The following is a 20951-nucleotide window of genomic DNA, read 5'->3' as shown; positions in this document are numbered from 1 at the left end:
GGCGGTCCACGGCGCGATCAAGCGCCCGTGGCCGCGCCGCGGGGCCGTTCCATCTGAGCGACACCGCCGTCCCACCGCTGCGCTTGGGTTGCCCCCCACGCGGACCCATAATGGCCGCCATGGACATCAATTCCGACAATCCCGATCACGGCTTCCAGTTTCCCGGCACCTTCGAGCTCAGCGCGATGGGCGCGGCCGAGGCGGGCCTGGAGCGCGAACTGCCGCGATTGCTGCTTCAAGCCGGGCTCGAGGTGGAAACCGAGACCATCCAGTGGAAGCATTCCTCGACCGGCAAGTACGTGTCGGTACGGATCACCTTCCGCGCCAATAATCGCGAGCAGTACGACCTGGCCCATCAGGTGCTGCGCGAGCATCCGGAAGTGAAGTGGACACTGTGATCGACACCGTCGCCGCCGTGCTCGGCGGAGTGGTCGCGCCCCCGGCCGCGCAGCTGCGCGACCTGGGCCGGCAACCGTACGAGCCGGTCTGGCGGGCGATGCAGGCCTTCACCGACGCGCGCGACGCCGACACCCCCGATGAGCTGTGGCTGGTCGAGCACGACCCGGTGTTCACCCTGGGCCAGGCCGGCAAGGAAGAGCACGTGCTGATGCCGGGCGATATCCCGGTGATCCACGTCGATCGCGGCGGCCAGGTGACCTACCACGGACCCGGCCAGATCGTGCTGTACCCGCTGCTGGACCTGCGCCGGCTCAAGGTCGGGGTGCGCGAGTACGTGGACCGGATCGAGCAGGCGGTGATCGACACCCTGGCCGAGTGGAACATCGAAGGCGCCCGCAAGGACGGCGCGCCGGGCGTGTACGTGGCCGGGGCCAAGGTCATGGCCCTGGGCATCCGGGTGCGCCGCGGCTGCACCTTCCACGGGCTGGCCTTCAATATCGCCATGGACCTGTCGCCCTACCAGCGCATCAATCCCTGCGGTTATCAGGGGCTGCAGGTGACCTCGGTGCTAGACTTGGGCGGCCCCTCGGGCATGGAACAGGTCAAGCCGGTGCTGGTCGCGCAGCTTGCGCGGCAGTTCGGGCTGACGGTCGAGAACGCCCTTTAAAGATCCTCATCGCGCTAGCGCGATGAACACAGATTCCCTTCTCCCGCTTGCGGGAGAAGGTGCCCGGAGGGCGGATGAGGGCACGCAAGTCCACGGGCCCTCACCCCAACCCTCTCCCGCAAGCGGGAGAGGGCGCTAAACGACAAGAGCTAAGCGACCCCATGACCACCCCCGCCTCCAAGTCCATCCCGCTCACCGTCGTCAGCGCCAGCGCGTCCGAGGGTTTCGTGCCGGCGGTGCTGGAATCGACCACGATGACGCCCGGCGCCAAGCAGATCGGCGGCGACAAGATCAGCCGCTCGCCGGTGCAGTTCGCCGACGTGCCGGTGCTGCGCAAGCCGTCGTGGATCCGGGTGCGCATCCCGTCGGGCAATTCGGTCGCCGTGCTCAAGGCCAAGCTGCGCGAGAACCGCCTGGTCACGGTCTGCGAAGAGGCCAGCTGCCCGAACATCCACGAGTGCTTCAGCCACGGCACCGCGACCTTCATGATCCTCGGCGAGGTCTGCACCCGCCGCTGCTCGTTCTGCGACGTCGCCCACGGCCGGCCCAAGCCGCCGGACGCGAGTGAACCGGCCAATCTGGCCCGCACGGTCGCCGACATGGGCCTGAAGTACGTGGTCATCACCAGTGTCGATCGTGACGACTTGCGCGACGGCGGCGCGCAGCATTTCGTCGATTGCATCAAGGCCGTCCGCGAACAGAGCCCGCGCACCAAGATCGAAGTGCTGACCCCGGATTTCCGCGGCAAGGGCCGCATGGAACGCGCGCTGGAGATCCTCGCGACCAGCCCGCCGGACGTGTTCAACCACAACGTCGAGACCGTGCCGGATCTGTACACCAACGTGCGTCCGGGCGCCGACTACCAGTGGTCGCTGACCCTGCTGCAGAAGTTCAAGGCCCAGCATCCGCAGGTCGCGACCAAGTCCGGGATCATGCTCGGCCTGGGCGAGACGATGGAGCAGGTGCAGGCGACCTTGCGCGATCTGCGCGCGCACGACGTGGACATGATCACCATCGGCCAGTACCTGCAGCCGACCCCGCACCATCACCCGGTGCTGCGCTACTGGACGCCGGAAGAGTTCAAGGAGCTGGAGGTCTACGGCATGTCGCTGGGCTTCACCCACGTCGCTTCCGGCCCGCTGGTGCGTTCGTCCTATCACGCCGACCGGCAGGCCATCGACGCCGGTTTCGCGGTCGCCTGAGCCGCGTCCGCCGCGCATCGCGCGGCACCCCGGGGCCGTCGTCTGCGCGGCCCGCGCGCCGGCGCCGGCTACACGCGGATCGGCCGCCGCGGTCTTCTGTCCGGATCGGCCCGCGAACCTTGCGAAAACGGCCCGGCGCCCCCGATCCGGCCGCGCAATAACGGCCCGATAACGCCCGTGCCGTCCAAACTGAACCGCATTCACGCCCGCAACGGGCAATTTCGGCAGCGAAGGTGACAGCGCAGGCAACTTTCGGCACTGTGGCCTTGTCGAAAGCCGCACCATCCTCCTGTTGCATCCTCTCTAAAGTCCGGCTCTCCCCGGCCGGGAAGACTTCGCGATGACCCTCAAGAACACGCGTGCCCTGACCCTCGTCGCAGGCTTCCTGCTGACCGCTCCGCTGGCGCTGCTCGCGCGGCCCGACTCCGCCGCCGCTCCGGCGGCCGCGGGCGCTGCCATCAGCTTGCCCAGCGCGCCCACCGCCGACCAGACCACCGCCGCCAAGCTGGTGTACGGCCTGCTCTCAGACAGCCGCTACGCCTATCGGCCGCGCGCGCTCGACGACGCGCTGTCGGCCGACATGTACAAGCGCTATCTCGAATCGCTCGACGGCGGCAAGCAGTTCTTCACCGCCGTGGATATCGCCCGCTTCGACGCCTACAAGAACAAGCTCGACGACGCGATCAAGAGCGGCGACCTGTCGCCGGCGTACTCGATCTTCTCCACCTACAAGCAGCGCGTGGACGAACGCGTCGCCTACGCGCGCGGCCTGCTCAAGCAGCCGGCCAACTTCGAGTTCAACGGCGCCGACCGTTACGACTACGACCGCAAGGACGCGCCCTGGGTCGCCGACACGGCGGCGCTGGACGCGCTGTGGAAGCAGTCGGTGCGCAACGACTGGCTGCGCCTGAAACTGGCCGGCAAGAAGAGCGACGACATCGCCAAGACCCTGGACAAGCGCTACACCAACATGGCGAAGGGCATTTCCGAGCTCAAGGGCGAGGACGTGTTCCAGACCTTCGTCAACAGCTACGCCAACGCGATCGATCCGCACACCGACTACCTCACGCCCAAGTCGGCCGACAACTTCAACATGACCATGTCGCTGTCGCTCGACGGCATCGGCGCGCAACTGCAGAAGCAGGACGACGTGGTCGCGATCCGCGAAATCATCCCCGGCGGTCCGGCCGCGCGCAGCAACCTGCTCAAGCCCGGCGACCGCATCGTCGGCGTGGGCCAGGGCGACAGCGGCGCGATGGACGACGTGATCGGCTGGCGCATCGACGATGTCGTCGCCAAGATCCGCGGCGCCAAGGGCACCAAGGTGCGCCTGGACGTGATCCCGGCCGAATCCGGCCTGGACAGCAAGCCCAACCGGATCGTGCTGGTGCGCGACAAGGTGCGTCTGGAAGAACAGGCGGCCAAGTCGGAAGTCATCGACATTCCGGCCACCGACGGCGTGCCGGCCAAGCGCGTGGGCGTGATCAAGCTGCCGGGCTTCTATCAGGACTTCGAAGGCCGCCGCAAGAACGCCAACGATTACGCCTCGGCCACCCGCGACGTCGCCAAGCTGCTGGTCAAGCTGCGCGCGGACAAGGTCGATGGCGTGGTGCTGGACCTGCGCAACAACGGCGGCGGCTCGCTCAACGAAGCCATCGAGCTCACCGGTCTGTTCATCGATCGCGGCCCGGTGGTGCAGGTGCGCGAATCCGGCGGCCGCGTCAGCGTCGAAGGCGACAGCGATACCGGTATCGCCTGGGAAGGCCCGCTGGCGGTGCTCATCAACCGCGGTTCTGCGTCGGCCTCTGAAATTTTCGCTGGCGCCATCCAGGATTACGGGCGTGGGTTGGTCATCGGCGAAACCACCTTCGGCAAGGGCACGGTGCAGAACCTGGTCGATCTGGACCGCTGGCCGGCCAACGAGAGCGCGCGCTTCGGCCAGGTCAAGCTGACCATCGCGCAGTTCTTCCGCGTCAGCGGCGGCTCCACCCAGAACAAGGGCGTGGTGCCGGACATCGCGTTCCCGGTGTCGGTGGACGCGACCGAGTACGGCGAGAGCACCTACGACAACGCCTTGCCGTGGACCAAGATCGCCGCGGTGCCGCACACCAGCTACGGCAATTTCGCGCCGCTGCTGCCGAAGCTGGAAACGCTGCACACCACCCGCATCGGCAGCGACAAGGAATTTCAGTGGTGGTCGCAGGACGTGGCCCAGTTCCGCGAGGAACGCGCCAAGAAGTGGATCTCGCTCAACGAAGCCGACCGCCGCGCCGAACGCGATCGCGAAGACGCCAAGCGCAAGCAGCGTCAGAGCGAGCGCAAGCAGCTGGGCCTGACCCTGGACCCGCTCGGCGACGATTCCAACGACGACGGCCTGGCTTCGTCGGAGCGCGACATCGTCAAGGACGCCGCGCGCGAGAAGCTCGCCGACAAGCGTCCGGACCCGTTGCTGCGCGAATCGGCGGCGATCCTGGCCGACGCGGTGCGCCTGCTCAACAACGACCGTCAGCTGTCGGCGCAAGTGCTGCCGACCGCGACCCGGCCGGGACATTGGGCCGACTGAGCCGCAAGGCTTCCGAGTCGATGGAAAACGCGCCTTCGGGCGCGTTTTCTTTTTCCGGGTCCGGCTTCGCCAGGGCCGCTTTTGTGGCAGGGCCGCTTTTGTGGAATGCGGCTTCAGCCCCGAAGCTTTTCGCTCAGCACTCCACGCATCCACCACAAGAAAAATCCGACCTGAATCCAGGCAGAAAACCCGACCCCATCCCTCGCAAGATGCGGATAGCGGCCTCCGGGGATGAGGCCTAGTCTTGCGCCATGAACGCCAAAACCACTCCGCGCAAGCCCGAATCCGGCCACACCGCTGACGTGCCGGCCGCCCGCAACGCCACCCTCGGCCAGCCCGCTTCCATCAAGGCGGACAAGCTCGAACAGGCCCGCATCCTGCTGGATGCCGGCGAGCCCTCGCTGACCGAACTGGCCGACGCCGTCGGCCTGAGCCCCTCGCACCTGCAGCGCCGCTTCAGCGCGCGCTTCGGCCTGAGCCCGGCCGAGTACCTGGCCCAGCGCAAACTGGGCAGCCTGCGTTCGGCATTGCGCGAAGGCAGCGACGTCAGCGCCGCGTTGTACGACGCCGGTTACGGCTCGCCCTCGCGCGTGTACGAGAGCGGCGCCGCGCGCCTGGGCATGACGCCCGCGCGCTACCGCGCCGGCGGCGCCGGCGAGCAGATCCGCTGGAGCCTGGCCAAGACCGCGATCGGCACCGCGCTGATCGCCACCACCACGCGCGGCATCTGCATGGTCGAACTCGGCGACGATCCGGCGGCGCTGGAAGCCAAGCTGCGCAGCGAGTTCCCGCAGGCGGCGCTGGAGCGCGTGGACGCCGGCCGCGACGAATTCCTCGCCCCGCGCGTGCAGGCGGTGGCGGAAACGCTGGGCGGGCAGAAGCAATCGGTGCCGGTCGATCTGATCGGCACCGCGTTCCAGAAAAAAGTCTGGGATGCGCTGATGAAGATTCCGGCCGGGCAGACCCGCAGCTACGAACAGATCGCGCGGCAGATCGGTTCCCCGCGCGGCGCGCGCGCGGTCGCGCGGGCTTGCGCGAACAATCGGGTCGCGGTGGTCGTGCCTTGTCACCGGGTGGTGCGCGGCGATGGCTCGCTGGGCGGGTATCGCTGGGGGCTGCCGCTTAAGGAGAAGTTGCTGCAGCGGGAGCGGGCGGCTTGAGGGGAAGCAAAAGCAAATCCCCCTGGCCCCCCTTTTTCAAAGGGGGAACCCGTCTTGTAGGGGGAACGGTGGCGTGCAGTTGCGGATCTTCGTTGCGAAGACTGAAAAGCGAAAAGCGAAAAGCGAAAAGCGAAAAGCGGAAAGCGGAAAGCGAACAACCATCGCCGCCCCGCCTGCCGAAGATCGACCAGACACGTTCCCCCCTTTGAAAAAGGGGGGGCAGGGGGGATTGGCTCTTGCTCTAAAAAGCCGCCCAACCAAAAGGCAGCCCCCCACCTCACCCCCGCCGCTTACGCGCAGCACGCGGCGCATCGCGAGTCGGCAACTCCAACCCGTGCTTGACCACATCGAACACCAGATGGGTGTCGTAGCGCTTGACGTTGCCCTCATCCAGGAACAGACGATCCACCACCTGCCGGCAATGCAGGACGCCGGTGGTGGCCAGGATCACCAGGTAGTCCCATTCGCCGGCCAGGGTGTAGCACTGCTGCACCTCCGGCGCGGCGCGGACCCGGGCGTGGAAGGCGGCGTGGCGTTCGACCGATTCGCGCTCCATCGTCACCCATACCGCCGCCAGGGTGCTGCCCAGCGCCAGCGGGTCGAGCACCGCGACCTGCCGCATCAGGCCGTCCTGGCGGTAACGGGTCATGCGTCGCTGCACCGCGCTCGGCGACAGTCCGACCGCGTCGCCGAGCTCGCTCAGGGTCGAGGAGGCGTCTTGTTGCAACAGTTCGAGCAACTTGTGGTCGAACTCGTCCAAAATCAGGGGGGCAGCACTCATGCAAGATTTTTGCGTCCACGCGGACAAATATTCAACCGCAATTTGACTGACATCGATACGCTATTCGTACGCTTGGTACATAAAGAATTTTTATGTGGCGGCGCAATCCCCCCAAACCCTACATACGGACGCCCCCGGGATGTCCCGGTACGTGACGCAAGCCGCAGTACCCGAGCAGATCGGCGAGATTCTGACGCTGATCCGCGAACACGGTCCCAATCCCTGGAATTACCTGCCCGAGGTCGAGCTCGCCGCGCATCTGTCGGCGATCCGGAGCGGCCGCACGCAGGCGGTAGTCGCTTTGCTTGAAGGTCAAATTGTGGCGGTCGTCACATTTGAGCCCAGCGACGCGTTCCACCGCTACCAGCCCGGCGGACGCGAGATCGAGTGGCAGGGCCATATCGGCGAGGCGGTCGTGCATCGCCAGCATCGTGGGCAGGGGCTGGGCACGCAGCTGTTGAAGGCGGCGGTGGCGCGGCTGCAGCAGATGGGATTGGTCGAAATCTACGTCGAGCGCCACGAGGACAACGAGGGCTCGGCGGGGATGATGCGCAACGCCGGTTTCGTGGTCATCGACGTGTTCGACGATCCGCGCCGCCGCGATGCAGGCAGCCGCCGCACCACGGTGTCGCGCTACCGGCCGCATCCTTGATCCTTGCGTGGCGCCGCGCCGATGCGCGCGCCGCGGGCGGCACCTTCGTCGGCACCGGCTTGTGCGTGTAGCTTCGTCCGATTCGCTTGCTTTTTGATGTCGCGGCGGCGTGTGGCCGCGACCGACCCTCAACTCGATCTCCGGCCGGCTCGCGTCGTCCGGCCCCTGCGCTGTTTCCGTGCATCGGTGTTCGCTCCGCCATCGGCGCCGACGCCAGCCCGCAGACCCCGCGAATTTCTACAGGCTGTAGCAAGTTTTTCTCGCTCCCGCTGGCGGCGCATTGGCTTCAAGCTATCCCATTCACTTCCCCCGAGTATCCGCTTCATGAGCGCCGCACCATCGACCGTCGAACGCCACGCTCCCAGCGCCCTCGCGGTCGCTTTCGCCCTGGGATCGGTGTACGTGCTGTGGGGATCGACCTACCTCGGCATCCGTTTCGCCCTGCAAAGCTATCCGCCGTTCCTGCTGGGCGCGGCGCGGATGTTCCTGGCCGGCGTGCTGATGTACGCAGTGCTGCGCTGGCGCGGCACGCCTGCGCCGACGCGCAAGCAGTGGCGCACGCTGTGGCTGCTGTCGATCTGGATGGTGCTGTTGTCCAACGGTCTGGTGAACCTGGCCGAGACCCAGGTCGATTCCGGCCTGGCCGCGATCGCGGTGGCGTCGATGCCGCTGTTCGCCGGGGTGTTCGCGATGCTGCGCGGACGGCATCCGTCGAAGATCGAATGGGTCGGTCTGGCGATCGGTTTTCTCGGCGTCATCTGGCTCAATGCCGGCGGCAAGCTGTCGGCGTCCACGCTGGGGCTGGTATGCCTGATCGTCGCGCCGATCGCCTGGGCCTGGGGTTCGATCTGGAGCCGCGACCAGGACCTGCCGTCGCCGTTCATGGCCGCCAGCGCGCAGATGCTGACCGGCAGCGTGTGGATGCTCGGCGCGGCGGTGGTGACCGGCGAGAGGATCACCGCGATGCCGACCTTCAGCGCCACCGCGGCGCTGCTGTATCTGGTCGTGGCCGGCTCGATCTTCGGCTTCACCGCCTACATCTGGCTGCTGCATCACGTGCGCCCGGCGCTGGCGACCAGCTACGCCTACGTCAATCCGCCCATCGCGGTGTTGTTCGGCGCGCTGCTGGCGGGCGAGCGTTTCACCTCGCACGACCTGGGCGCGATGGCGGTGATCCTGGTCGGCGTGGTCATCATCACCCTGGCCAAGGCCCGCGCCGCCAAGGCCGCTCCGGCGGTCGCGCCGGTTGCGCCGCCGCAAGCCGGTGAACTGGAGAAACAGGCATGACCGCCGCCACCGACCGCCGCGGGCTCTGGATCGCGGTCGCCTCGTTCGTGCTGTGGGGACTGATGCCGCTGTACTGGCACCTGCTGCATTCGGTGCCGTCGTTGCAGATCGTCGCTCACCGCATCGTCTGGAGCACGCTGCTGGTCACCGGCTGGCTGTGCTGGAAATTCGGCCGCCACTGGCTGCGCGACATCCTGCGCGAACCGCGCAAGGCGGCGATGCTGGCGCTGAGCGGCGTGCTGATCGCGTTCAACTGGGGCCTGTACATCTGGGCGGTCAACGCCGGACACGTGATCGAGACCAGCCTGGGCTACTTCATCGGCCCGCTGGTCAGCGTGATGCTGGGCGTGCTGTTCCTCGGCGAGCGCCTGCGCCCGGTGCAATGGATTTCGATCGCGCTGGCCTTCGCCGGCGTGCTGTGGCTGACCCTGCAGTACGGGCGCCCGCCCTTGATCGCGCTGGGGCTGGCGGTGTCGTTCGCGGTGTACGGACTGGTGCGCAAGCTGGTCGCGGTCGAAGCGGTGACCGGGCTGGGCGTGGAGAACGTCTATCTGTTCGTGCCGGCGCTGGGGCTGCTGCTGTGGGGCGAAAGCCACGGCCAGGGCGGTTTCCTCGGCGGCTGGGGCCTGGGCATCGACGTGTTGCTGATCGTCGCCGGCGCGCTGACCGCGCTGCCGCTGATCGGCTTCGCCTACGCGGTGCGGCGCGTGTCGCTGACCGCGATCGGGCTGCTGCAATACGTCGCCCCGACTCTGCAGTTCCTGATCGGCGTGCTGATCCTGCGCGAGCCGTTCGACAGCGAACGCGCGATCGGCTTCGTGATCATCTGGCTGGGTTTGATGCTGTTCGCCAGCGAGGGCGTGCTGCGGTCGCGGCGGATGGCGACGGTGGCTGGGACGGCCTGAGGCGTCGCGTTAGCCGGATGCTTCGCGATGCGGGTTCGCAGCCAGCGCGGCGTGGGCGGGCTGCGCCGCGGCGAGGAATTCGCGCAAGCGCTGCTCGATGACGGCCGCGCTCATCAAAGCGTCCCAGTCTTCGATCCAGGGCTCGGCGCAGTCCCCGCGCAGACTGCGAGCTACCTCACAGGCTGTTTCCGCATCCACCCGATAGGCCTGCGTCGGGATATCGATCCGGCCGTGGCGGGCGTCGCGGGCCAGGTGCAGACGGTATCCCCAGGCCAGCAGCGTCGAGCCGTCGTTGTCTAGGTAGCGCCAAGGGTCGCGCAAATAGATCCGCAACGCGGGTGCCGGCGCATCGTCGATTGCGGAGGTTTCTGCCGACAGCCCGAGGACCTGCGGCCAAGCGATCAGCCCTAGGCGGGTTTCGAAAATGCCCTCCTGATCGATCCTCAGGCATCGCTCGTGCGTCGCGGTGAGGCCGCCGATGCGGCGGCGCTGCAGGGCCAAGCGCCGGCTCGCGGAATCTTTGGCGTGCCCACGCCGGGCCCCGGGAAACAGGATCGACCCGCCGACATAAATCATCAGCAGGAGAAAGCACAGGCACGCCAGCGCGTCGGTGAAGGGCGAGCCGTTGGCGGGGGCCTGGTAATGCATGAACCACCCGGCGCCCGCGGCGGCCGAGACGGCGATCGCCAAGGCGAGCGATCCTTGCTTGGGTTGCTTGCGCATCCTTGCCTTCCTGACGGTTTGGTCGGTTGCGAGCGAGCATAGCGCGGACCGGCGCGAGGTTCGGACCGGTGCGAAAAAAAAGCCCCCTTTTATCGCAAGGGGGCTTTTCGTATCGCAACCGCACGTGGAGCCTGGAACCTAGGAGTCGCGCAACGCCGAAGTCACCGGCAAAGTCGCCGCGCGCAGCGCCGGGAACAGGCCACCGATGAAGCCGATCGCCAGCGCCCACTTCAAGCCGCTCCATAGCAGCTCGCCGGTGACGCGGAAGTCGAAGGTCAACTGCCCGACACCGCCGGCGATGGTCGATGCGGTGTAGCCGTTGAATATCGCCCAGGCCAGCGCACCGCCGATCAGGCCGCCGAGCATCGCCAGCAGCATGGTTTCCAGCATCACCGCGACCACCACCGGAAAACCGCGGAAGCCGATCGCGCGCAGGGTCGCGATCTCGCGCGCACGCGTGGCCACCGTGGCGAACATGGTGTTGAGCGCGCCGAACACCGCACCGATGGCCATGATCGAACCGACGATGATGCCGATGGTGCGGATGACCGTGGTCATGGTTTCGGATTGCTTGGCGAAATACTCCGAGGTCGTGGTGGTATCGACCTGCAGACGCGGATCGCCGGCGAGCGCGGCCTTGAATTGCTTGAACTGCTTGGCGTCGGTGAGCTGGGCGACGACCGAGTTGCGCGAGGCGCCGCGACGATATGTGGAGGCGACCATCTCGGCATCGGCCCACAGTTCCGAATCCATCGCATCGCCGGATTTGAAGATGCCGACGACCGTCCACATCTCGCTGCCCAGACGGATCTGCTTGCCGACCTGCATGCCGCGGAACTGACGTCGCGCGCCGCTGCCGACCACGACTTCGCGCTTTCCGGTTTCGAATTTGCGGCCTTCGACGATCTTGACCTGCTTGCGTACCTGCCAGGCGCGATCGCCGACGCCGCGCAATTGCACGCTGCCGTCTTCGTCCGGCGCACCGCCCATGATCGGCAGGTTCGCCGCGACCACGGTTTCCGGCGACGCCAGCGGGCGGCCGTCGGCGCTGCGGGCGATGCCCGGCGCCTGCTCGATCACGTTGATGCTGGCCAGGTCGAGCGTGGACATCACCTCGGCCGCGGACGCGCCGCGCAGGACGATGACGCTGTCTTCGCTGCCGGTGCGGCGCAGCGTCTGCTGATAGCCCTCGGCCATCGACAGCATCGCCACCAGCACCGCGACCACGCCGGCGATGCCGATCACCACCACCGAGGAGGAACCCAGGCGCTGGCTCAAGGTACTGATGCCGACGCCGGCCACCGACGCGGCCTGTTTGCCGCTGCGGGTCAGCAGCATCCACAGCGCGATCAGCGCGGCGAGGGCGAGCAGGACCGGCCAGGGCGCGGCCGCCCACAGCGCCAGAGCGGCGATCAGGCCCAGGAAAATGGCCAGGCCGCGCAGAAACGATAAGAACTTTTTCATGTGCGCTCTCCGTTAACGTCCGGCCAGTGCATCGACGATGTTCAAGCGCATCGCCCGGATCGCCGGCAACGCGCCGACCACCAGACCGATGCCGACCATCAGCGCCAAGGCCAGCGACCAGCTGTTCAGCCCGATCGGCGGAACGGTGATGGCGCCGCGGCTCATCACGCCGACGACCGGGCCGAGCCCGCTGGCTATGAGAACGCCGAGAACCCCGCCGATCAGCATCAACAGCATCGACTCGGCCAGCACCAGCATCAACACGCTGCGGTCGGGGAAGCCGATCGTCTTGAGCACGGCGAGTTCGGACGTTCGCTCGCGCACCGCCTGGGCCATGGTGTTGCCGGTCAGCAGCACCAGGGTGAAGAACACCGCGCCCATGATCGAACCGACGATCAGGCCGATGTCGGCCATCTGCTTCATCCAGCTCGCGGTCGCCGCCGCTTCGGTCTGGGTCTTGGTTTCGTGATCGGAATTGGCCGAGATCGCGTCGATGGCCTTGGCCACGCGGTCGCTCTGGTTCACGTCGTGGACCTCGGTGACGTACCAGCCCACCTGACCGCGGTTGTAGGGCGTGGAATCGTCGAAGTACTTCCAATGCAGCAGGATCATCTGGTCGAACCAACCGCCGGATTTTTTGTCGGTGGCCGCGAGCGTGCCGACGATGTCGAAGCTCCAGTTCTTGGTGCCATCGCTGCTGGTGAAGATGGTCGACTGCAGCGGCAGTTTCTGTCCGACCTTCCAACCGAAGCGTGTCATCAGGCCTTCGCCGACCAGCACGCCGGTGCGGGTGGCGGCGAACGCCTTGCGGTGTGCGGCGGACACGGCCATCTCCGGATACAGATCGAGATAGTTATCGGCCACGCCGAAGCTGAAAATCTGGTTGTGCGGGTCCTGGTAGGCGCCGCCGAACCAGTTCGCATAGGTGACCTGCTTGACGCCCGGCACCTGCGCGATGCGGTCGTTGAGCGACATCGGCAGCGGTTGGATGAAGGACAGGCGCGAGCCGGTCTGCAATCGCTTGGCGCCGTTGGCGCTGTTGCCGGCTTGCTGGAAGCTCTCGCGCACGCCGTCGAGCAGGCCGAACAACAAGAACGCGGCGACGATCGACAGCAGGGTCAGCGCCGTGCGCGTCTTGCGACGCATCAGCTCGGCCCAGATCAGATGGAAATATTTCATGGTGGCCGCTCCCGGCTCAGGCCGCGTGCGACTGCTGCTCGACCAGGGTGCCCTTGTCGAGGTGCAGTGTGTGGGTGGCGTACTCGGCGGCCTTCGGGTCATGGGTCACCATGACGATGGTCTTGCCGTGTTCGCGATTGAGCAGTTGCAGCAGATTGAGGATTTCCTCCGCCGCGTGCCGGTCCAGGTCGCCGGTGGGTTCGTCGCAGATCAGCAGAGTCGGGTCGGACACGATCGCGCGTGCGATCGCCACGCGCTGCTGCTGGCCGCCGGACAGTTCGTTGGGGCGATGCTTGCCGCGGTCGGCCAGGCCCACCAGGGTCAGCGCGATCTCGGCATTGCGTTTGCGCTGCGCGCCGCCCAGCGGCGACAGCAGCAGCGGCAGTTCGACGTTCTTCTGCGCGCTCAGGGCCGGCATCAGGTTGTAGAACTGGAACACGAAGCCGACGTGGCGGCTGCGCCACTGCGACAACTGGCCCGCGCTCATGCGGTCGATGCGTTCGCCTTCGATCGAGATTTCGCCGCCGCTGGGGTTGTCCAGGCCGCCGATCAGATTGAGCAAGGTGGTCTTGCCCGAACCCGACGGCCCCATCAGCGCGACGAAGTCGCCCTTGGCGATGTCCAGGTTGATGCCGTGCAGCACTTCGACCTTTTCCGGGCCGCGCTGATAGGTCTTGGTGAGGTTATGGATCGAAACCAGGGTTTCCATCTTCGACGTCCTCGAGCGTGTTGACTGCGGTGAATGGGCGACAGGCGCGCTGCGCGCCGGTCGCAGATCGGTAGGGCGGCCGCGCGGGTGCGCGGCGGTTCGAACTCGTTGTCGCGGCCGGCCGCGGGTTTGGCGGCCGCGCCGGCTGGCGCCTAAAGCGGTGAGGGCATCAAGGCTTACTTGTCCGACGAATCGGCATCGGCGTTTTCGACACGCACGCGCGATCCGTCTTTCAGCGATTCGGGCGGGTCGAGCACGACGCTCTCGCCGCCGCTCAGGCCGGCGGTGACTTCGCGGTCGTCGCCGAGCTTGCGGCCCAGGGTCACCGCGGTCTGGGCGACCTTGTCCTGCGCGATCACGAACACCACGTCCTTGCCGTCGCGCTGGGTCAGCGCGGCGTTGGGCGCCATCGCGCTGGGCTTGCTCTGCACGGCGTTGGCCGGTTTGGCCGCTTCCAGGAAGCTGACACGCACGCCCATCTCCGGGACGATGCGCGGATCGCGGCTCTTGATCGAGATGCGCACCTTCACCGTGGCCTTGCCGCGATCGGCGGTGGGGATGATGGCGATCACCTCGGCCGGAATCTTCCAGTCCGGGTAAGCGTTGAGGACGGCCTCGACCGGCATCTTCGGCTGCACGCGGCCGATGAAGGCTTCGCCGACATCGACTTCGATCTCCAGCGAATCCATATCGACGATGGTGCCTATGCCGGTGCGGGTGAAGCCGCCGCCGGCCGACAAGGGCGAAACGATTTCGCCCGGCTGCGCGGCCTTGGCGGTGACCACGCCGGAGAAGGGCGCGCGCACGATGGTGTTGTCCACGCCCAGGTCGGAGATGTGCAGGCTGTCGCGCGACACCTTGACGTTGCGTTGTGCGGTGTCCAGCTGCGCGCGCAGCGAATCGCGCGAGGCCACGGCCTGGTCGTATTGCGACTTGGACACCAGCTGCTGCTTGACCAGCGCCGCCAGGCGGTTGGCGTTGGCTTCGGCTTCCTTGAGCTGGGCCTGCACGCGCGCGGTGTCGCTTTGCGCGGCGGCGAGCTGGGCGGCGCTGAGCGAGCGCTGGGCGTCGGCGTCGATCGGGTCGAGCGTGGCCATGACCTGGCCTGCCTCCACGCGCTGGCCTTCTTCGATCATCACCTCGCGCACCTTGCCGGTGATCTTGGCCGAGACCGTGGCGATGCGGCGGGCGACGATGTAGCCGGTGGCGTCGAGCACGGAACTGCCGGCGCCGTTGCCGCCGCCGATCGCGGTGACGCTGGCGGTCTTGACCTGCGGCGCGGCGTTGCGGCCGAACACGAACCAGCCGGCGACGGCCAGCACGATCAGCACCAGCACGACGATGCCGACGATCGTGCCGCGGCCGGGACCGGAGGACTGGGCCGGCCGGTTGCGGTCGATGCGAAGTTCCTTCAGCAGATCGGCAGATGCACTCATGTGTTCCAACCAGGACGCCAGATGTCACCGTAAGTGTGACGGTGCCGAGAAGGCGCGCCAACCTGCGGAAAGTCAGTTTTTGTCAGCTGGGTCGTCGCCGGTTTTGCCTGACAAGTGTCATTTCGGGCATGTGTTGTCGCCCGCGAACCGTATCAGCAACCGGTTATGCGGCGCTTGCGGTTCGGCCGCCCGGCGGGCCGCAGGCCCTCTGCCGTCAACGGAAGCGGGCGCAACCAGTCTGCGACCTGCGATCAGTAATCGGCCGGATTCGAACTGAAGACTGCCGGCACGGTGATGTTGAGACAACCGCCGGCCGGCAGGGTGGCGGCGGTCAGCGAGATCAGGTTGCTGCCGACGGTGCCGCCGCTGGCGGCCGAGCAGGTGGCGCCGCCGGTGCCGGTGCAGCCCCACTGCGCCGACAGGGTCGCGCCCGGCGGCAAGGTGTCGGCGATGGCCGCGCCGTTGGCCGGGTCGGCGCCGGCCGCGTTGCAGGCCTGGATCGTGTACGTGGTCGAGCCGCCCGGGGTGTAGGTCGTCCGCACGGGACTCTCGGTCTTGGTGATCGACAGCGCCGAGGACGCCAGGCGGTTGGTGAAGGTGCAGGTGACCGTCTGCGCGCGGCCATTGGCGGTCGCGCCGGGCACCGAGACCGGCAAGGTGATGTTGACGCTGGTGCCGGTACCGGTGGCGACCGTGGCGCCGGCGCCGTTCACGCAGGCGTAGGTGCTGACGTACAGCGCGGTGGTCGCCGGCGTCGGCACTTCGCTGACCGTGGTGGTGATCGCGGTGGTGGTGATGTTCTGCGCGACGGTGAGGTCGGGCGCTCCCGAGGCGCTGTTGTGATACAGCGTGCGGAAGTTGGTGGTGCCGTTATGGCCCGCGGCCAGGGCGAAGGCGGTGCCGCCGATGCCCAGGTCGAAGCGGCCGGTGGCTCCGGTCGGATTGAGCAGCTTGATCACCTGCACCGCCGGTTTGATCTCGATCATGTAGTCCTCGACCTCGCCGCTGTCCACGCGGCCGGTCGGGGTGGCGGTGGTCAGCTGGCTGCCCTGGGTCGCGCGCAGGCGCACGTAGCTGCGTCCGGCGGTGGTGGCGATCGGCACGGTCCAGCTCAGCGTGGTGGTGGTGGCGCCGCTGGCCACCGCGTTGCACACGCCTTCGGCGGTTTCGAACACGTTGTTGCGGTTGAAGTCGATCCAGCCGCAGACCGTGCCGGCGGCGGTGCTGCCGCTCAGGCTCGGCGAAAGCGTGTAGGCCTGTCCGATCAATCCGGTGTGCAAGGTCGCCAGCGGTGTGGTCAGGCCGTCCTCGTCGGCGCCGTCGCCGGCCGCGCCGTTGTTGTCGGCGCCGACCGCGACCGCGTTCGGGCTCGGCGTGACCGCGGGCGTGGTGTTGAGCACGTTGGTGTTGTCGGCATCGACGCTGGCGCCCAGGCGGATGCCATCGAGGATGTGGCTGGCCGCCGCGACCGTGTCGTAGGTGGCCGGCGCGTCGCCGAAATCTTCATCGACGGTGGTGGTGATCATGTAGCCGTCGTCGCCGAGCGCATTGCCGATGGTCGCGTTGAAGTTGGTGCGCCGGCCCGCCAGGCCGACGTTGAAGGTCACCGAGGTGATCGTGCCGTTGATGCGCACGCTGCCGCAGCCGGCGAACTGGGTCGCAGGCGCGGTGATGGTCGAACAACTGGTGCCGTTGTAGGTGGTGTTGATCAGATCCAGCGAGCTGCCGGCGCCGAGCGTCTGCAGATTGACCGCGCCGCCGAGCACGGTCATGGTCGCGCCGGCCGGGACCGAGCTGCCCAGGACGTGGACGGGACGGGCGGCGGTGATCGTGACCGTATCGCCGACCACGGACTGCACGCTGCCCAGGCCGACGAAATGCAGGATCGGGTTGGTGACCGGCCGACTGAAACTGACGGTCAGGGTGCCGATATTCGCGCACGCGGTGGTGGTCGCCGCAGTGGTGGCGAACGGGCAGGATGCGCCGACCGTCTGCATCTGGATGCCGGTGGTCGTGGTCGGTACGTTCGGCGTGAACATCGCCGCCGTCGCGCCGCCCAAGGTGGTCAGCGGGCCGTTGTTGGCGACGATCTGCAGATTGCTGCCGGTGACCGTGTAGGTCGTGGTCAGCGTCGAGGGAAACGGCTTGGTCGAGTTGCTGTTGAAGCCGGTGCCGCCGGTGGCGGTGGCATTGTGCGGCTGGGCCGCGTTTGCCGAGGGGCTCCAGGCCGCCGAAGCGACTAGCAGGGCCAGGCCGGCGGCGCCGTGAGCGAGCCGAGACAACTGTGTAGCGAGTGCCATCGCTTTTCCCCGAATGACGCATTGCAAGCCTCGCCTCCGGCGAGGGACCCCTGATGCGATGCAGTACAGGCGCACTCTACGACTGGCATATCCGATACGGATTCAAGCCTTAAGGTTCAACACGTAATCTGTGGCTTGGTGCGGCCATGGTGCGTGACCAAGGGCCGTAATGGCACCGATTTTGCGCGCGGCGACGGGCGATCCCGGTCCTGGCGGGCCGGGTTTGCGGGTGTTTTGCGCGAACCCGGGCATACACGCGGGTTTCGGCGGATGGCGGGTGTCCGCCCCGGCAGAGGGTGCCTGGGCGCGGAATCGGGCGAGGGCGGCGGTCGCCGCCGGGGCCGGGGTGATCGATCAGGCAGGACCCGGCCGGGGCCGGATCGCGGAAGCGGGGCAGGCCGCCCGCGCCCGGCGCCGCGAAGGCGCCGGACGCGTCATGGCTCAGTAGTCGGCCGGGTTCGCGCTGAACCGCACCGGCACCTGCACATTGATGCAGGTGCCGACCGGCAGGACCACTCCGGCGATCTGCACACTGGCGTCGCCGGCCGCGCCGCCGCTGGTGGGGCAGGTGGCGGAGCCGGTCGGGGTGCAGGACCACGGGCCGGTAAGGCGCACGCCGTTGGGCAGCGGATCGTTGACCGTGGCGCCGCTGGCCACGGCCGGGCCGGTCGGATTGCAGGCGCTCAGGGTGTAGGTGGTGGTGCTGCCCGGGGTGTAGGTGGTGGCGCCGCCGACCTCGTTCTTGGTCAGGCTCAGGGCGATGTTGACCGCGACCGGCACCGTCACCTGCGCGCACTGCGGATTGCCCGCGGCGGGGCAGGTCGGCAGCGGATCGGGATCGCCGCCGCCGGCGACCGCGACGTGGTTGGTCGGCGAACCGCTGGTCGCCGCGGCGATCGCCACGTTCAAGCGCACGCTGGCGCTGCCGCCGACCGCGATCGGCGTGGACGGGGTGAAGGTGCAGGTCACCGTGCCGGTCGCCGGCAAGGTGCCGCAGTTGACCGCGCCCTGCGCGCTCGATGCCGCCGTCAGGGTGAAGCCGGCCGGCAAGGTATCGACCACGGTGATCGCGCCCACGGTCGGGCCGCTGCCGTTGTTCTGCAGACCGATCGAGAAATAGCCATCGCTGGCCGCACCGGTCTGGCCGGCGGCGAGGGTGCCGTTGACGGTCTTGCTCGCGGTCAACTGCGCCTGCACCACGGTCAGCACTTCGTCGGCGACCAGATTCACCAGGTTGTTGGTGTTGACGATGCTGGAATTGGTGTTGTGGTAGACGCCGACCGTGTTCGAAGTGACGTCCACGGCGATCTGGCAGAGGACCTGATTGCCGACCGCGCTGGCGCCGTTGACGCTGGCGCCGGTCACCGTGATCGAGTTGCTGCCGGCGGCCGCGGCGACGGTCATGCCCGCGGGCAGGCCGGTGCCCATGCTGGCGCCCGAGGGGCAGCTGGTGCGGATGTTCGGCGTCGGCGCGACCACCACGTTGGCCGGCAGATTGTCGCGGAAGTTGATGCTGGCGGTGGAGTTGACGCTCTTGTTGGCCAGATCGAAGGTCAGCGTGGAAATACCGCCGGTGTTGATCGTGGTCGGCGCGAAGCTCTTGGTGAGATCGACCGCGCTCAAGGCGAAGGTGACGCGGTATTCGGCGGTGAAGCTGGCCGCGCCGGCCGGCACGTTCCACTGCGCGGCCATGCCGTTGTCGGTGGAGGCGTTGGTATCGATATTGTTATTGAGGTTGCCGGTGCCCGTGGTGCAGGGCGTGGTCGTGGTGGTGGTGCCGTTGCAGATCAACGACTGCGCCTGGCTGTAGGTCGCGCTGAAATAGCGGTCCCAGATCGGCGTGCCCGAGGACGGCTCCCACCACAGCGCTTCGAACTGATTGTTCTTGAGCACGCCGACCAGGTCCGGCCGGCCGCTGGTGTTGCCCGGCGTGGTGCGGGTGAAGCCCGGGCCGTTGTCGCCGCCCAGCAGATAGGTGTCGACGTTCTGATACAGCTTGATCGTCGCGCCGGTGGCCGGCATGCCGCTTACCGTGACCCGGCGGGTGAACCAGGCCTGCGGGGTGATGTAGCTGTCGACGATGGTGACGGTGATCGCGTTGTCCGGAGCTCCGGGCTGCAGCACCGTGGTGGTCGTATACGGCGAGGCCGCCGTGCCGGTGCCGGCGAGCGCCGTTTGCGAGACCTGGGTGAAGGTCGAGAACGGTGCGCCCGCGGCGTTGTCGGCGTTGGTGTAGATGCGGGTGGTGGCGTTGGTGCCGCGGTCCACGCGCAGATAGACGCTGTTGAACATCGAGCCCGAGTTCGGCAGCGCGGTGTTCGAATACACCTGATTGGCGTTGGCCAGCCGCACCTGGAACTGGCTGTTGCTGCCCCAGGTCACCAGCAGACCGTCGGAGCCGTTGGCGAGCACGCCGCCGGTGCTGTTGGCCGCGCGCTGGGTGGTGGCACCGTTGCCGTGGGCCGCGCCGGCCAAGGTCATCAGACACACGCACGCCGTCCAAGCGGTCCTGCGACCGAAGCGGGTCAAACGATTCATGTAATCCCCTATTACGAGCCTTACTGCGAAGGTTCGGGCGCGCTGACGCTGCCTGGCTGCCCCGGCCCCCTGGCCGATGCCCGGGTTGCCGTTTGATGATGTGCGGCGTTAAAAATGTGCCGCTAATCACATTTTGTCTGAAAGCGGGGGCGAATGCCAAGCCCGCGGAGGCTTGGAGCGTAAAAAGCCTGAACTGGGGGCAGGCCAAGGCGGGAGCGGCGGCGAACCGGCCGGGACAGGCCGGCGCTCAATCGCGGACGGATTCGAACCGGCTCGGCCGCAAGGGCGCTCGAAGAGAAGGGGAGCCGCGGATGGCCGTGGCCGGGTTAGTCCGCCGCGTTGTTTGGCCGCTCGCGGCGCAGCTGCGCCAGACGCGCGCGCACCGCCTCGATCAGGGCCGGCAGCGACTCATAGCGCGGCACTGCATAACGGTCGGCGGTGATGTCGACATTGCCCTTGCGCCAGAACCCTTCCGGGCAGGCCAGCAACAACTTCCCGGAACCGGCATGCAGGCCGAGTTCCAGCAGACTCACCGGGCTCTGCGAGCCGGGCTGCAGATACATCGCGATCACGTCCGCGCGCTGCAGCGCCGTCAGTTCCCATTCGACCTGACGACGGAACTCGGGCTCCTGCGCCACCGGCTTCCACGCCGGATTCCAGTCCTCGCGGCGCGGATTGAGCAGGATCACCCCTTCGTCGGCGAGTTCGCGCGCGACCTGCGCCTGCCAGTCGCTGGAACCGCCCATGTCGATGCTGCCGGCCAGGAACACCGTCAGCCGGCCGTCGCGCGGCAGCGGCTGCGGCGAGCGCACGGTGACCGAGACGGCGGCGGCCGGGGCGGAGGTTTCGCTTGCCTGGGACGGGAGCAGCGTCATCGTCGCCATCGCGAAAGTGATCGACATCAGCACAGCTTTCATCGCAGCGAACCCGGGCGCGGATGGACGGGCGGGCCGCGGACGACGGGCGTCGTCCGCGGTCTCGGCAGC

Annotated in this window: 17 protein-coding genes; 8 read left to right on the top strand and 9 right to left on the bottom strand. The window is 67.6% G+C overall.

The window, feature by feature from the left end:
* Nucleotides 1-119 precede the first annotated feature (119 nt).
* From LG3211_RS20125 to LG3211_RS20105, 5 genes are all read left to right on the top strand, one after another.
* Nucleotides 120-398: a DUF493 family protein gene (locus tag LG3211_RS20125; protein WP_057944384.1), complete on the top strand. Its 279-nt coding sequence runs from the start codon at nt 120-122 to the stop codon at nt 396-398.
* Nucleotides 398-1066 (top strand): lipoyl(octanoyl) transferase LipB, encoded by a 669-nt coding sequence (gene lipB / locus LG3211_RS20120; protein WP_057945630.1) that lies wholly within the window; start codon nt 398-400, stop codon nt 1064-1066. The genes LG3211_RS20125 and lipB overlap by 1 nt, the downstream gene beginning before the upstream one ends.
* Nucleotides 1067-1227: 161 nt before the next feature.
* Nucleotides 1228-2268 carry a lipoyl synthase gene (lipA, locus tag LG3211_RS20115; RefSeq protein WP_057944383.1) on the top strand — a complete coding sequence of 347 codons (1041 nt, stop codon included), beginning with the start codon at nt 1228-1230 and terminating at the stop codon, nt 2266-2268.
* Between the two features lie 340 nt (nt 2269-2608).
* A complete protein-coding gene (locus tag LG3211_RS20110) occupies nt 2609-4831 on the top strand; it encodes a carboxy terminal-processing peptidase (RefSeq protein WP_057944382.1) in 2223 nt (740 codons plus the stop codon).
* Between the two features lie 251 nt (nt 4832-5082).
* The gene (locus LG3211_RS20105) at nt 5083-5991 is read left to right on the top strand and encodes a methylated-DNA--[protein]-cysteine S-methyltransferase (protein ID WP_083512694.1); all 909 of its coding nucleotides are present in this window, start codon (nt 5083-5085) and stop codon (nt 5989-5991) included.
* Nucleotides 5992-6268: 277 nt separating this feature from the next.
* Here LG3211_RS20105 and LG3211_RS20100 read toward each other — a convergent pair whose 3' ends face one another.
* On the bottom strand, nt 6269-6772 hold the full coding sequence (locus tag LG3211_RS20100; RefSeq protein WP_187313058.1) for an Lrp/AsnC family transcriptional regulator: 504 nt from the start codon (nt 6770-6772) through the stop codon (nt 6269-6271).
* 94 nt (nt 6773-6866) lie between these two features.
* On the opposite strand from LG3211_RS20100, the gene LG3211_RS20095 reads away from it, so the two are divergent.
* The 3 genes from LG3211_RS20095 to rarD all read left to right on the top strand — a co-directional run bounded on the left by LG3211_RS20095 (nt 6867) and on the right by rarD (nt 9616).
* Complete coding sequence (locus LG3211_RS20095; protein WP_222837528.1) at nt 6867-7424, top strand: GNAT family N-acetyltransferase; 558 nt, start codon at nt 6867-6869, stop codon at nt 7422-7424.
* Between the two features lie 324 nt (nt 7425-7748).
* Entirely contained in the window at nt 7749-8711 is a 963-nt protein-coding gene (gene yedA, locus LG3211_RS20090) for a drug/metabolite exporter YedA (protein WP_083512693.1), read from the top strand.
* On the top strand, nt 8708-9616 hold the full coding sequence (gene rarD, locus LG3211_RS20085; RefSeq protein WP_057944380.1) for an EamA family transporter RarD: 909 nt from the start codon (nt 8708-8710) through the stop codon (nt 9614-9616). The genes yedA and rarD overlap by 4 nt, the downstream gene beginning before the upstream one ends.
* Nucleotides 9617-9625: 9 nt before the next feature.
* Here rarD and LG3211_RS20080 read toward each other — a convergent pair whose 3' ends face one another.
* The 8 genes from LG3211_RS20080 to LG3211_RS20045 form a co-directional block, all read right to left on the bottom strand.
* Nucleotides 9626-10339 (bottom strand): hypothetical protein, encoded by a 714-nt coding sequence (locus LG3211_RS20080; protein WP_057944379.1) that lies wholly within the window; start codon nt 10337-10339, stop codon nt 9626-9628.
* A gap of 138 nt (nt 10340-10477) precedes the next feature.
* On the bottom strand, nt 10478-11803 hold the full coding sequence (locus LG3211_RS20075; protein WP_057944378.1) for an ABC transporter permease: 1326 nt from the start codon (nt 11801-11803) through the stop codon (nt 10478-10480).
* Nucleotides 11804-11815: 12 nt separating this feature from the next.
* Complete coding sequence (locus LG3211_RS20070) at nt 11816-12982, bottom strand: ABC transporter permease (RefSeq protein WP_057944377.1); 1167 nt, start codon at nt 12980-12982, stop codon at nt 11816-11818.
* 16 nt (nt 12983-12998) lie between these two features.
* On the bottom strand, nt 12999-13691 hold the full coding sequence (locus LG3211_RS20065; protein ID WP_057944376.1) for an ABC transporter ATP-binding protein: 693 nt from the start codon (nt 13689-13691) through the stop codon (nt 12999-13001).
* Nucleotides 13692-13867: 176 nt separating this feature from the next.
* Nucleotides 13868-15127, bottom strand: coding sequence for an efflux RND transporter periplasmic adaptor subunit (locus tag LG3211_RS20060; protein ID WP_057944375.1), 1260 nt, complete (start codon nt 15125-15127; stop codon nt 13868-13870).
* A 251-nt stretch (nt 15128-15378) separates the two neighbouring features.
* Nucleotides 15379-17427 carry a GEVED domain-containing protein gene (locus LG3211_RS20055; protein WP_148649036.1) on the bottom strand — a complete coding sequence of 683 codons (2049 nt, stop codon included), beginning with the start codon at nt 17425-17427 and terminating at the stop codon, nt 15379-15381.
* A gap of 441 nt (nt 17428-17868) precedes the next feature.
* Complete coding sequence (locus LG3211_RS20050) at nt 17869-19965, bottom strand: DUF7933 domain-containing protein (protein ID WP_083512692.1); 2097 nt, start codon at nt 19963-19965, stop codon at nt 17869-17871.
* Between the two features lie 326 nt (nt 19966-20291).
* Entirely contained in the window at nt 20292-20867 is a 576-nt protein-coding gene (locus LG3211_RS20045; RefSeq protein WP_222837527.1) for a nucleoside 2-deoxyribosyltransferase domain-containing protein, read from the bottom strand.
* Between the last annotated feature and the right edge of the window lie 84 nt (nt 20868-20951).

It is taken from the genome of Lysobacter gummosus (assembly GCF_001442805.1).
GTDB lineage: Bacteria > Pseudomonadota > Gammaproteobacteria > Xanthomonadales > Xanthomonadaceae > Lysobacter > Lysobacter gummosus.
This window is presented reverse-complemented; position numbering and strand designations above follow the sequence as displayed.